Source organism: Marinobacter sp. SS8-8, assembly GCF_030540945.1.
Classification (GTDB): domain Bacteria; phylum Pseudomonadota; class Gammaproteobacteria; order Pseudomonadales; family Oleiphilaceae; genus Marinobacter.
This window is the reverse complement of sequence record NZ_JASSVN010000002.1, coordinates 24,973-37,185: the sequence shown is the minus strand read 5'-3', so window position 1 is coordinate 37,185 and position 12,213 is coordinate 24,973. Positions and strand designations below refer to the sequence as shown.

The window sequence follows — 12,213 nt, the reverse complement described above, 5'->3', positions numbered from 1 at the left end:
TTCTGTCACTCCGACTTCGGCGGGCGGAGGAAGAAAAGGAGGTCTTAAAAAGTCTACGGTGAGTTCAACCGGACAACGCAAATATACTTTGTAGCTTCTCCACAGGTGTCAGGTAGTCGAGTGTTTTCCTCGGTCGTTCATTCAGCTTCCTTGCAAATTAATTTAACTGCTTCTGGGAATAGCCCGGCGATTAAGGACCGACACGGCCGGGGCTTGCTAGCTCGACGCTCATCGCCAGCTACCCACCGAACACTGGCACGACTACAGCGGCTCTGCCAGGCTGGTCGACGCCATCCTGGATCGGCTTCTGCACGGCGCTCACCGACTCAATCTGACGGGGGAATCACTGCGAAAGGCCAAAGTGCATATTACGGCCATCGTGACCGCTCAGAGTAGAAAACCGACTCCAGCGTGATGGTCGAGTGCAAAACGGTCACGATCCCCGGAATGACTGGCCACGTTCGCCGGAATACGCAATGGGGATTACACTGGATTCTAAAGCACTGAATCCTCCATCCCTCAGCCCCTTGCGCCTTCAAATCTTCGCCTAGCCCAAGCTTCCAGGGCATCGGCCTTCCAATACCCAACAACACCAATGGCCAGTAACGACAAGACAAAGCTTCCATAGCCGATGAGGGCTGCTGTCATATTCATGGTGCCTCCGCATTATCTAGTGCTGGGTGTTCATCATACCTGCCCGGAGATATCTCTGGCGAGTATCTCAACTTCCGAGGGGTCATGGCCTGAGGCGAGCCAATCCCTTGGGCTTAGGCAGCGGTTGCCGAGCAGCAGATCACCGTTTTCGGTCGTCATAAACCGGTTCAGGGTAAGCAGGTTCACACCCGGGCCAAGGTTCTGCAAAATGATCTGAAGATGGGGGAGAGTGGCTTCCTTTGTAAACTGCCAAAGAGGAAACAACGACACTCTGCTGGGAGACTTAAATGTGTAAAGCCCCGGGGGTGTCTTCGCAAGAAGACCGCGAACCGCTTCCTTTGATGTGGAAAGACGTTGGGCTACCTCGTCCAGAGTAAGCGCTTGCTCAATGATATCTCGCACCTCATTCTGGAGCCGCTGGATCTGGCTGCGGCTTATTTCTTCGATGGCATGGCCGTCAGCGTCTGTGAACCGCGCTCCGCCGGCTTTGAGAATGTCCTTTTCTTTTGGCGATAGAGGCTGGCTCTTCTGACGAGTTTCGTTATCGGGCTGTGAGTTCGAAATGCTGTTCTGGATGTTTTGAGACATAATGTAGGCCAGATAGTCTTGACTCACTTCAGTGGCGTGTTGATCACGAATTTCGTCTTCTGATGGCACGTTTCAAACCCTCCATTCGGATCACCAACACAAAGCTGGCGCTAAATTGGTAACCGGGGTCTGCTCCAAATTCTGCACTGCATTGGTGCGAGTTCCCTTATGAAATTCTGGAGTCAGATAATATCGTAGTCTGGATTTTACGATAATTTACTCAATCACGGTTTATCACGCCGAACACCGCAATCTTCATTAACATTATTACCGATTGTTTCCACTTACCATCAATAGGCAACGGCATAAACTAACATCAGGTTGTTGCGCAGTTGCACTTCGAGACTGACTCGACCACGTGATCAAAGCGGGTTATGGTTTCTTGATCTGTGCCCCTCTTGTGACCATGGAGTGCTCTACCATGACGATGAAACGCCTAACCGAAAAAGAGCTCTTGGAGGACCTCAATCCCCACACCGCCCATGCCGATGAGCTGGCCGAGCCGTTGCCTCAGGAGCTTACACCTCTGGAACGCCTCAAAGGTTCGGTTAAGCGCTATGACCGGCCGACCGACCCGGTTTGGGACGAGTATTTCGACTCTGAAGGCGTCAGTGATGACTTTATGGAAGATCAAGAGCAGCCCAAGAAGGGACGAACAGAATGGCCGTCGATGACGAAAAAGCCAAAGGGCATGTGGCTCTCAAAGGATTCTTTGGTATCTGCCGTGAGTGGGGCTGCACCGAGGAAGAAATGATGCAGATGCTCGGCGGTGTGTCCCAGAGCACGCTGGCCAGGTATCAGGCGTTGCCACAGGCAAAGCTCTCAAGGAATACCCTGGAGCGTATCAGCTACATTCTGGGCATCTACGAATCTCTGAGGGTCATGTATCCAACGGCCGAACGCGCCAACCGCCGGATTCGCCTGGAAACCAGTGAAGCTCCTTTTGCTGGAACGTCTGCCCTGGACTTTATGGCGCGAGGCTCCCTAAAGCATCTCATGGAAGTTCGACGCTACTTTGATGCAAAACGGGCGGGGTAATTGCCACCGCAGGGCGATAACTATGCCGATTACATACATTACCGGCCTGACGGCACTCTGTACTCTTCACCCGGGGCGCTTTAAACCTTTCTGGCACAACATGGGGCACCCGAGGCCTAGCCAGTTAAAACGTGGGGACGCCATGCGGAACTGGTTGAAGGCAGAGCACTGGAGTAGCTGCACTACTCCAGTGCTTTCTCCCTGAGATTTCCGGGCTCGTATCAACGCTGGTGTTTTTTGATTGGCATTGCTAGCCTGTAGCCATATGTTGTTGTTAATGAAAGGCAATATGCCTACATATGGTGCTTATTGATGAGCATGCGACTGACCCCGCACCGACTTTTTGCCGCCAATCCGACCGGAGTGGATTGGGTCTGTGGTGACCTTCACGGCGAGTTCAAGGCTCTGCAAGCCGCGTTGTCGGATGCTGGTTTCAACAAAGTGGTTGATCGTCTGTTTCTGCTGGGAGACACGATTGATCGCGGGCCCGAATCCCGGGCTCTTCTGGAGTGGGTGCTGACAACGGACTGGGTACACAGCGTGATGGGCAACCATGAGTTAATGTTTATCGCTGGCGCTGAAGATAGCCGAAGCCGATACAAGCATCGGGGCATGGGCGGTGACTGGGCCGCGACCCTTGACGAGGTTTCCTATACGAGCCTGGCAACCCGATGCCGTTACCAGTTTCCACTCACCATCACGTTGGAATGCGAGGACGGCCAACTCGGGTTGGTGCATGCCCAAAGTCCATTCGATGACTGGTGCACCGTTCAGGACAGCCCCTTCTCAGAGCGTTTTGCCATTGAGTGTACCTGGCCCTGGAGCCGGGCGCAGGGGGCGGATCATGCCATTTCGGGCATCTCGGCCGTGGTGTCGGGCCACATTGGGACCGACGAGATGGTTCAGAAGGGCAATCAGCTCTGGATTGATACTCTGGCAAAAACCGGTCGGGTGCCGTTGATGCCGGCGCACCAATTAGTAGACATGGTGGCAAAGGTGCCGCGACATGAATAATGGCAAACTGCTGATCGTAGATCTCGAAGCCAACTGTTGGGAATCCCGGTTAAGCCAGGAGGGCGTGCTGCAAGGCTTCCACAATATAAAAATTATTGAGTACGGTTGCAGTGTGAACGATGCGCGCAACATGGGCCAATTGCTTCCTTATATGGATTGGCGCCTGGAACCAGAACTGTTAACGCCATAGGAGTGGACTGAATGAAGCTGGTCTGTATCTCAGATACTCACAGCCTGCACCGTCGCATTCCAGATATTCCCGATGGCGACGTGCTAATTCATGCCGGTGATTGCCTGGGCCAAGGAACACTGGAGAACATCGAAGACCTCAACGATTGGCTTGGAATGCTGCCGCACCGGCATAAGATTGTGATTGCCGGAAATCATGACTGGGCGTTTCAGGAAACTCCAGAATTGGCCCGAGAGGCGCTGACCAATGCGGTTTACCTGGAAGACAGCAGCGTGGAGATCGAGGGCATTCGATTTTGGGGTTCACCTTGGACGCCCACGTTTATGGATTGGGCGTTCATGTTGGAGCGTGGTGAACCGCTGTACCAGAAATGGCAGCTAATTCCTGATAACACCGATGTGCTCATCACCCATGGGCCACCCAAAGGTATTGGTGATGAGGCGAACCTGGGGTTCAAGTGTCAAAATGTAGGCTGCGTTGATCTGCTAGCTCGAATCCATCAGCTTTCACTGAAGGCGCACATTTTTGGCCATATCCATGAAGGCTATGGGGAGTACCTGCGGGGAAAAACGCGCCTGATCAATGCCAGTGCCTGCACCGTACGGTATGAGCCGCGCAACGCGCCAATTGTGGTGGACGTTTGAGACGGTCAAATTTGACCGAGGAAAGTCCACCACTTCAGGAAAAGTGCCAGGTTGATCTGAATGATTAAGAATCCTCGGAGATGGCGAGTCTAATGACGTGGATTAACTGTAAAGAACAAATGCCAGCGGATATGGAGGTTGTTATCGCTCTGTACCTCGGGCATTGGCTTGGTCGAGGAAACAGCGGCATTACTGATGCCTATGCTGTGGATGGGCAGTGGGTCAATATCCCTGAAGGCATCACTATTGCTGGATGGATGCCTGTGCCGGACAAGGGCGAGTTACCTGAATGGCTTGCAACATCAATTGATGATCACGTACTCGTTGACCTGTGCAAAGAGCGGATGAATGAAAAGAGTGTGCGCGTTAATCTGGATGACGACGAATCTTCCATACTCTGAGGGTGTCTAACGTGACAGCAGAAGAACTGATTGCGCGCCTGGAAGCCCTGCCACCGGATACGCCAGTGCTCGTTGAGGGTTACGAAACAGGGTTCGACGATATTGTCGAGCTCACCTCAGAACAGGTTGTCCGGTACCGACATGCTCAGGAGTGGGATGGTGAATACCAACCACTCGACAGGTTCTCCAGCCAGGAAACCGGAGCGCTGCATGCCCTAGTGATTTGGGGGCGTAGAAGCACTAGAAGGTAGAGTTATGACAGGGAAAAAATCATACAGACTGAATGACCTTATGGCTCAGTGTGACCCCAGCGCCCCCATGCCAGAAATAGTTCGGGAGTGGGAACAGGCTGCGCCGGTTGGTCTGGAACAGGTCGTTATGGGTGAGCAGGTTGATATTGGGGAGGCGGTCCTGCGTTTTCGTGAAAAGCTGGCCGATCGTTTCGATATCGTTCAAATGATCCTGTTTGGCAGCCGGGCCCGTGGTGATTGTCACGACGAAAGCGATGCCGATGTCGCGGTGATTTTGGCCGGGCAGCCAGGGGATTTCGTTGAGACCAAGATGGAGATGGCTGGTCTGGCGTTTGATGTGCTTTTGGATACTGGTGTGTTGATTCAGGCCCTGCCAATCTGGGAGCGTGAACGGGCGAGCCCGAGGGACTACTCCAACCCAGAGCTACTCGAAAACCTTGCCATGGACGGCATTGTGCTTTGGCACGCGGGATAACTAAGCTGGCTGTCAGGCATTGAAATCAGTGGAATGGAAACAATGAACTCACGGGCTCCTCCAGTCCGCTCAATCCCTTTTCCCAGTATCTGCTATTTTGTTCCCCTCCCCCTCAATCTCCTCATCGGTTCCATCTGCCGACCAAAAGATTTGGTGACTTCTTACCATCTCGTTGTATTAGCCACGAAAAAAGACAGTTTGGCGACCAAAAGTATCAGTGATTAGAAATACACTTTCTCTGTTGTGGCCAAAAGTCCGGATACCTGGACAAGATGTAGGGTTACGGTAGCCGAAATGAAAATGCGGATATAACGTCTGCTGTAGTTCATGGGGAAGCTCTAGGAATACATCGTGAAGGTGCCGAAATCAACACCACCGCCGTTCTGAAGTTCCTTCCCTTGAGTGCGATGAATCAAATTCGATGCTGGAGATCCATCATGCAGGAACTTCATTTGTTTGGAAGCACCATAACGTTTATCCGTCTGAAGAACAGCGCTTTTAGTCCACTTTCAGATCATGTCTACGCAATTAATCGGAAGCGCACCAAAAATCCTGCGCTCGATAATTTTCTGGGAGGGGTGCTTGCGTTATTCGAGGACTACGCCGGAACGTTTATTTTAGAGGACGAACTGACATTTACATCCCAGGACTGTCTGATCGAAGCTTGGGACCCGTCTGACCCATTTTTTATCCTTCTCCTCGTAAAGTCGGCGTCAGAGCACGTTGGCGATGCCACGGTAGAGAAGCTGCGTCAGGTCCTGTTTGAGTTTACTTCGTCAATTCTGGAGTTCGGCGCGGATATCTTCTCGCCGCCCTCGACAACCCTTACTGCCGAGCAACGCAAGTTTGTGAGGGAAGCAGCCATAGAGTACCGTCGACAACATAAGAACCAGACAATCACCGCACCGTTTGAATGTTCGTTCCCCAATTCAGGTCTCCAACCGCTCCCCATTCAGGGCAAAATCAAACCGGCACAGTCGGATGTCGTAGATTCAAGTGACGAGGTTTTTCTGGCGCTATCCGATGGAATCAAAGCGGATGATTTGTCGATCTTTCTTCGGAAAATCAACGATACGGGACAACCTCAGACGGACCGAACAGATACATACACCGCTGAGCAGGAAAACCAGCTGCGCATCGCCGCCGAGGCCTTCCTCGAACCTATCAAAGCCGTCGAGGTTACCGTTTGCAAGAGACAAGACCTCAAAGGTGTTGTTAGGCGCTACGTGAAGGATATCCGACCCATTACCGAAGAGGAAATTCAGACAAAAATCGTTTGCGGTCAGTTGGCGCTGTAGAGCGCTACTGATTGTCGTCCTAGGCGGCACCGATGCCGATGGTGCCGGTGTCTATTTGGATCAGAACACCGACAGCGAGGAATACCAGAACGAGCTCAAAGGAATTGCGGACAATTCCAGCCTTAGATCGCGAGAGTACCAATCCACCATAGTCCTTAACGTTAGTGTTCGTACCTCGATCCTGCATATACACTGAAAAGCCATCCAGGTTGAACCTGATTGAGGTATCCGGAAGCACATCAAAACCAGCAGCCCGCATTTCGGTCATGATCTCCGCGCGTCCATTTTTTGCAACAACTTTAAATTGACTACTCGGTACTTGAAACAAATCCGTAACGTGTTTTACCAATGCAAAATGCGAAGCCTGGTACATGAGCAGTTGGCGATTCGGGCTCACCATGTAGCGAAGTTCATCCAGGTAATCGGTCGAGACACCGCTCCAACCAAGAACCTTTTCCTCACTTAAAGACTCAGCGTGATGGATCAGTCTGCTCCAGGCTTGATCCGAGACGGTCTCCAGCAGAGCATTAGGGCAATCCTCACCCTTCAATTTTACGTTTTTGTCAGTGGGTGAGCTGAACCTCATGCGATCATTTGCTAGGTTGATGAGGGACTTCAACTGCGCCTGAACGTTAGGATGAATCTTCATGAGCTCTGCGGCCCGCTCGTAGCGTTGCCCCAACCCCACAAGCCGAAGTGTTCTCAAGAGGGCACCTAACGTAGGGGCCGGGTAATCCAGTGCAGCTACCATTTCCGGAGAGGCCGTTGCCGGTCTCGTTGGCAGTTCGGAAATTTGAACAACGCCGGCTAACTTGCGGGCTCGCTGGTGGACTACCGGAGTCAACCGATCGATCCAATCCGTCACCAGGTGACAGTAATTTTTGAGCCCTGTACTCGGAAAGCGATGCCCCATCAAGCGGCCTGCAGCCATTGCACTTCGACGTGAGACACCATCCGCTTCACCCAGTATCAAACGTTTCAAGGCAGGATGATCGAGGACGTCAGTTAGCTTATTCGACAGAGGGCTATCGAGGCCGAACAGCGCTGGAACAATCCGGTTGTAAAAACTGTGGCGACAGTGATGAAGAACCAGTGTGGGATTGCCCGTGACACTGCGAAGAATACGAATCAACGCCTCGGATATCCGCGGCGCAAGACTGGTGAGCACCGGAACCCCTTTGTCCGAGGTTTCACAGAGAATGGGCCGATTGGTTTCTGGCCAGGCAATCGTTTGATAGCGGGCCAGAACACCATCAATGAGATCTTGCTCGATCTCAGACAGCGTGAAAAGCAAAGGCACAGCACGACGACTTGGTTTGCTTTTCAATTTCCGGTACTGGTTATTTTGAACCAGGACCCAGTGGAACCGCTCATCTTCGCACCAATCTTTGCGCAATAGATTGATTGCCTCCTTGGCTCGCAAGCCAAAACGGTAGGTCAGGAGAAGAACAAATCCCAGCATCCTCTTATCATCGACCTCCAGACTACCGTCTTCCTGAATGACCTGTTGCGCAGCCTGGTACTCAGTTTCAGTAATCAGCCCAGGGCTCACCGACCGATAATCACTGGTGATATCCAGCTCATCCCACTCAGGCGAGGCCACGCCGTACCGTGAGGCCCAATTAAAAAAATCCTTGAGTCTTTTGCCGAACGCTCCGGTGTACCGGGATGTGAGAGTTTTGTACTCCAGCATGTCGGCGCACAGTTCCGTGATCTCATCGCTGTCGAGGCCCACCAAATCAACGTCATACAGCAAGCCCCGAACCGCCGGGGACAACAAGCTCCAATACGTCGTCAACGTATTCTTGGCGAAAGCATCGAACCGCTTTCGCCATTTAGCTTTTCCACGCCGAGCATGATCGGCAATCCATAGACCACTGAGAATCAAGCTCGGGCTGATCAAACCACGATAGTTCTCACAGATCGTTTGAATACTTTTATCGCACTCAAGGGCTTTGGACTGTCTCGGCTCATACTCATTCAAGGCAGCCGTGACGAGTTGAGTGAAGGTTTTTGCGTTTTCCTGGAGTCGCGTCTTATCGGTTTCCTGATCTCGTAAGCGCGCAGGAAGTCTTGATGGAAGTTCGGCAGCCTGATCCTCGTCACCTGGCAAATCGATAACGCGGTCATGAAGGATGCGGGCGAAATCCGACATCGAAGCACTGGTTGGTGGCGCGCGGTCACTCAACGCCGCCGCAACAATCCCAGGCATATCAGCCAGGTTGGATTGATTGATGACACCGCACAACCAGTCAACCAGTTCCAACATTGACGGATCAGGGTGACCTGAATGGTTGTCTTGATAGATCGCTAACAGACCCTTGAATTCGGTTATCTCCTTGGGCGCCGGCAGAGTGGCTCCGCACTTCTTACCCCACCCGTAGGCCAGCAAACTGGCGACCTTAAAACTGACCTCAAGCCTCTGTACCGGCGTCACGAAATCATCCGACGTGAGCGTTTCGCTGTACTCGAAGAAATACTGACGCTTGTGCTGTATCAGACGAAAATTATCCCCCTTGATCACATCGAGCAATAACTGCTGGTATCCGAGCCGCTTTTCCACCGACAACAGCACGGCTCCCAAGCAAAGGGCACGGGTTTTCGACAGCTTCGCCTTGTAAGAGGATTTATTGGTTAGCTCAGCCCAGTGTAGCAAGCGGTCACACACCGTCAGAGACGCTGCAATGTCTGGACTCATCAACGATCGCTCATCGCTGACCTTGATGAGTCGTTTTTTCAGGATTTTCTGTCTTGCTGCTCCAGAGTCCAGCGCCCCATCCCGTTCTTTCTGGTCGCTACCTTTGGGTTCAGGAATCGAATCGGTCTCTTGCCCGGGCTGTGTCATGAGCTTGGTAAGGACCCGAAAACGTACACTGGCCTGCGGGTGCGGCAAGTGATTTTCTCTTAACAGCATCCGATGACTCAGCCGGACCAGTTCGTCATCACTGATTTCGTTAAGTGGCCGCCCATTCAGGATCAACTCAATATCTGCCCGGGCCTGTTGAATCGCGGCTTTCAGCTTTTTCTTCCGATCACGGGCTCGGGCTCTGTGCCCAAACACCTCGGGCTCTCTATAGCTTCCTGGTGGGGTGTCGGCTAGAACCAGCAGGGGCGGCTCCGGGAGTGATGCTGGAAGCGCAAAGGGCAGTGAACGAAACACGTGTTCAATCACATCGCGGTAGTTCTTTGCGTCTTCTGCCCAACATCGGGCGGAATAATCACCGTAACTTGCAGCCCCCCGTTCCGCATGCCCCATCCACCCTTCGATGACTTCCGGGTCAACCCCTTCTTTCAATAACCGCTGGGCATACCTGTGGCGAAACAAATTATTGGGCAGCCCCCAGTCGAACAGCGAACAACTCAGGTCAGCGGCATCAGCCATGGAGTGCCAGCGAAGGTGGTCATCAAGAAGAAAGAACAACGGTATGCTCGGCATAGCCGTAGGCCCTTGGACCATGTCGGCTATTTGCTCCGCCAACTCTGGGCGGTGGGTACCGATAGCCTGACTCAAGTGGTTCAGATGACCAAGATAGAGCGCCAGCAACTCAATCGCAGCCTGCGGCAATGGAACCAAACGACCGTTATGGAGCCCTTCATCATTCTTGTCGTTGATGTAGACGCACTGGCGCGATAACGAGAAGTGATGAATCGATTCAAACGGATCCCTCAACGGGCGGGCGCCACTTGCAGCGTAAAGTGCCGTTACAACATACTGGCCCAGCACATTGTGATAGAAAACAAGCCCTCGTCCTCTTGCTTGCTCGAGCTTTTCCGTGGCTTGCTGAATTTCCTCGGACAGAACTGACTCAAGCGGGGCCAGAAGACTTCCCATTACATGAAGGGAATCTTGCTCGTTGGGCCCTTTCGTTACTTCTAGCTGTAAGCCTTTTTCGATCGCTTTAACGTCCCAAGTAGCATAGCTACAAGCTCCCGGAAGTGCGCTTCTCGGATGTGACGCCAACAACCTCGAAAAGCTGAAGTCGCCGCTTCGACCGAATAACTGCTGACCTTTGCATTGCGCCAACTTTGCGCTGGTGACCCGAGGAAAGTGCTTCTCAGCCTGGCCATTGAACCAGGTTTCCAGCTTGATCTCCGACAGCTTATTCCAGACCGCCCCCAGGGTGAGCTCCCCGCCAGACTCGTTGGCATCAATCACCCATTCCAGGGACTGCTTAACTTTTTCTGGAACGATGATGGCTAGATCGTCACGGAATGGCTCGACGAGATTCCTACTAACGTCATCAGGGCGCCACGCACTGTGGCGTCTCGGCGATCGCCGCTTAAGAAACATGAAGTCTGGACTCAGGCTCCATTCATCGGTCATCTCGGTCCCAATTGGTATTCGCTCAACCAGCTGAAGTGATCGAGATAACTGTATGGCTGCCCAAACCAGAACACCGCCAAACCGGTCTCTCCTGTCCATCGTTTGCAATGTGCGCTCAACCCAGGACTCGACCAACTGAACCTCAGGAGGCAAAAGGCGATCCCAGGTCCACGGCAGATAATGGGCCAGTTCCATTGTCTGCATGAACACACTTCCGGAGCTGAGAGTTTGCTGGGCCGCACTATCCGTTGGATCAACTTCAGTGACGTACGAAAAGGTTTCGCCCTCATCGTCATCAGAAACCGAGGGGATAACACTGTACGTCGAGTCTCCAGACTCGAACGGCAACTCATCAATCGGGGAGGGCTTGGATCTTAAATGAAGGGGAATCGCAGTGGTTTTTGCTGAAGTTCGCGATTCGATTTGGTGATACGAGCCGCTCGCGATGGAGAGTATCGCATTGAGAAATTCGTTATGGCTTTTCGGGCGAGATTTTACTTCCCTCATCACACCTGCCGCATTCTCCATTGCAGAGGTGAAGTTCTCAAAGGAATTTGGAGCGGAGCCGATCAGCTTCTTTGTTCTACTTAGTAACTCGTCAATCAATGCCCAACGACTGTCGAGCGAGTCGGCTTGTAAGAACCTGGCCGCACTGCTAACGGAGGTATCTGCAACACAACCAAAATCAATGAGCCGAATCGCTGCTTGACCAATGAGCCAGATACGCAAGCGCCGTCGATTACAAAAGACTTCTTCATCCGTGTTAGCGGCCAGCGGGTTAACAATCAAGCTCAACAAAAAAGTTCGGCTTGCGAGATCTTTGAACTGTCGCTTGTTCCTCTTAGCACCCCCGCCGTGCCCAATGCTGGGGTAGAGTTTGGGCAACCTTGAATCAGCAGCAAACCCGTCAGCGAATTTCTTTAGCTCGTGGACAACTGGGTTGAATGACCAGTCTGCGAGGATGGACTCGGATTCAGGATGCCGTAACTCCTGGACCAGGTTTTCAAAGCCAACCGTGAACTCGTCTAAGCCGAGGATGTGGAAACTCAGCTCGACTGGAAACTCCAGCCCTTGGTCCACCGCCCAATGACACAGGTCACCAAAGCGCTCTCCGAGCCTTAAGGTCATATTGTCCGCAGTAGTCGCTGAAGATCTGTGCCAATCCTGCACGACGTTTTTTGTCATTGATCGCTCTTAATACCATGGCGAAATTATGAGCAATCATCTCTTATCATGTGATTTCATGCAACTTTAGGCCAAATAGCGACTATTTATTAGTCGCCCTTGGTGTCCTCCTCATAACCTTCGAATCCAGCCCCCGCTACCATTTTATAAA

Annotated in this window: 13 protein-coding genes and 1 pseudogene; 10 read left to right on the top strand and 4 right to left on the bottom strand. The window is 52.4% G+C overall.

Annotated elements, in window-relative coordinates:
* Positions 1 to 64 precede the first annotated feature (64 nt).
* Positions 65 to 184, bottom strand: a pseudogene (locus tag QPL96_RS02185) (IS30 family transposase); the annotation flags it as partial.
* Between the two features lie 96 nt (positions 185 to 280).
* On the opposite strand from QPL96_RS02185, the gene QPL96_RS02180 reads away from it, so the two are divergent.
* Complete coding sequence (locus tag QPL96_RS02180) at positions 281 to 415, top strand: ATP-binding protein (protein WP_368388899.1); 135 nt, start codon at positions 281 to 283, stop codon at positions 413 to 415.
* Between the two features lie 104 nt (positions 416 to 519).
* Here QPL96_RS02180 and QPL96_RS02175 read toward each other — a convergent pair whose 3' ends face one another.
* Together QPL96_RS02175 and QPL96_RS02170 are read right to left on the bottom strand one after the other, a co-directional pair.
* Complete coding sequence (locus QPL96_RS02175; RefSeq protein ID WP_303285280.1) at positions 520 to 654, bottom strand: hypothetical protein; 135 nt, start codon at positions 652 to 654, stop codon at positions 520 to 522.
* A 33-nt stretch (positions 655 to 687) separates the two neighbouring features.
* On the bottom strand, positions 688 to 1,311 hold the full coding sequence (locus QPL96_RS02170) for a hypothetical protein (RefSeq protein WP_303285279.1): 624 nt from the start codon (positions 1,309 to 1,311) through the stop codon (positions 688 to 690).
* Between the two features lie 352 nt (positions 1,312 to 1,663).
* Between QPL96_RS02170 and QPL96_RS02165 the strand changes: the two genes are divergently transcribed.
* The 9 genes from QPL96_RS02165 to QPL96_RS02125 all read left to right on the top strand — a co-directional run bounded on the left by QPL96_RS02165 (position 1,664) and on the right by QPL96_RS02125 (position 6,553).
* Positions 1,664 to 1,996, top strand: a complete 333-nt coding sequence (locus tag QPL96_RS02165; RefSeq protein WP_303285278.1) for a hypothetical protein — start codon at positions 1,664 to 1,666, stop codon at positions 1,994 to 1,996.
* Positions 1,903 to 2,280, top strand: a complete 378-nt coding sequence (locus QPL96_RS02160; RefSeq protein WP_368388893.1) for an antitoxin Xre-like helix-turn-helix domain-containing protein — start codon at positions 1,903 to 1,905, stop codon at positions 2,278 to 2,280. Before QPL96_RS02165 ends, QPL96_RS02160 begins: the two co-directional genes overlap by 94 nt.
* Before the next feature lie 312 nt (positions 2,281 to 2,592).
* Positions 2,593 to 3,294 carry a metallophosphoesterase gene (locus tag QPL96_RS02155; protein WP_303285275.1) on the top strand — a complete coding sequence of 234 codons (702 nt, stop codon included), beginning with the start codon at positions 2,593 to 2,595 and terminating at the stop codon, positions 3,292 to 3,294.
* Positions 3,287 to 3,484: a hypothetical protein gene (locus tag QPL96_RS02150; RefSeq protein ID WP_303285274.1), complete on the top strand. Its 198-nt coding sequence runs from the start codon at positions 3,287 to 3,289 to the stop codon at positions 3,482 to 3,484. Before QPL96_RS02155 ends, QPL96_RS02150 begins: the two co-directional genes overlap by 8 nt.
* 11 nt (positions 3,485 to 3,495) lie before the next feature.
* Positions 3,496 to 4,128 (top strand): metallophosphatase domain-containing protein, encoded by a 633-nt coding sequence (locus QPL96_RS02145; RefSeq protein ID WP_303285273.1) that lies wholly within the window; start codon positions 3,496 to 3,498, stop codon positions 4,126 to 4,128.
* 92 nt (positions 4,129 to 4,220) lie between these two features.
* Positions 4,221 to 4,529, top strand: coding sequence for a DUF551 domain-containing protein (locus QPL96_RS02140; RefSeq protein WP_303285272.1), 309 nt, complete (start codon positions 4,221 to 4,223; stop codon positions 4,527 to 4,529).
* Between the two features lie 11 nt (positions 4,530 to 4,540).
* The gene (locus QPL96_RS02135; RefSeq protein WP_303285271.1) at positions 4,541 to 4,780 is read left to right on the top strand and encodes a hypothetical protein; all 240 of its coding nucleotides are present in this window, start codon (positions 4,541 to 4,543) and stop codon (positions 4,778 to 4,780) included.
* A gap of 67 nt (positions 4,781 to 4,847) precedes the next feature.
* Complete coding sequence (locus QPL96_RS02130) at positions 4,848 to 5,255, top strand: nucleotidyltransferase family protein (protein WP_303285269.1); 408 nt, start codon at positions 4,848 to 4,850, stop codon at positions 5,253 to 5,255.
* 437 nt (positions 5,256 to 5,692) lie between these two features.
* Positions 5,693 to 6,553 carry a hypothetical protein gene (locus tag QPL96_RS02125; RefSeq protein WP_303285268.1) on the top strand — a complete coding sequence of 287 codons (861 nt, stop codon included), beginning with the start codon at positions 5,693 to 5,695 and terminating at the stop codon, positions 6,551 to 6,553.
* Between the two features lie 19 nt (positions 6,554 to 6,572).
* On the opposite strand, the gene QPL96_RS02120 is transcribed toward QPL96_RS02125, so the two are convergent.
* On the bottom strand, positions 6,573 to 12,062 hold the full coding sequence (locus tag QPL96_RS02120; protein ID WP_303285266.1) for a hypothetical protein: 5,490 nt from the start codon (positions 12,060 to 12,062) through the stop codon (positions 6,573 to 6,575).
* Positions 12,063 to 12,213 lie beyond the last annotated feature (151 nt).

Excerpts from the sequence above, each read along its gene's own strand:
- QPL96_RS02175 (WP_303285280.1), bottom strand. The coding sequence starts at position 654 with ATGAATATGACAGCAGCCCTCATCGGCTATGGAAGCTTTGTCTTGTCG.
- QPL96_RS02120 (WP_303285266.1), bottom strand. The coding sequence starts at position 12,062 with ATGACAAAAAACGTCGTGCAGGATTGGCACAGATCTTCAGCGACTACT.
- QPL96_RS02155 (WP_303285275.1), top strand. The coding sequence starts at position 2,593 with ATGAGCATGCGACTGACCCCGCACCGACTTTTTGCCGCCAATCCGACC.
- QPL96_RS02150 (WP_303285274.1), top strand. The coding sequence starts at position 3,287 with ATGAATAATGGCAAACTGCTGATCGTAGATCTCGAAGCCAACTGTTGG.
- QPL96_RS02165 (WP_303285278.1), top strand. The coding sequence starts at position 1,664 with ATGACGATGAAACGCCTAACCGAAAAAGAGCTCTTGGAGGACCTCAAT.
- QPL96_RS02130 (WP_303285269.1), top strand. The coding sequence starts at position 4,848 with ATGCCAGAAATAGTTCGGGAGTGGGAACAGGCTGCGCCGGTTGGTCTG.
- QPL96_RS02160 (WP_368388893.1), top strand. The coding sequence starts at position 1,903 with ATGGCCGTCGATGACGAAAAAGCCAAAGGGCATGTGGCTCTCAAAGGA.
- QPL96_RS02140 (WP_303285272.1), top strand. The coding sequence starts at position 4,221 with ATGACGTGGATTAACTGTAAAGAACAAATGCCAGCGGATATGGAGGTT.
- QPL96_RS02145 (WP_303285273.1), top strand. The coding sequence starts at position 3,496 with ATGAAGCTGGTCTGTATCTCAGATACTCACAGCCTGCACCGTCGCATT.
- QPL96_RS02125 (WP_303285268.1), top strand. The coding sequence starts at position 5,693 with ATGCAGGAACTTCATTTGTTTGGAAGCACCATAACGTTTATCCGTCTG.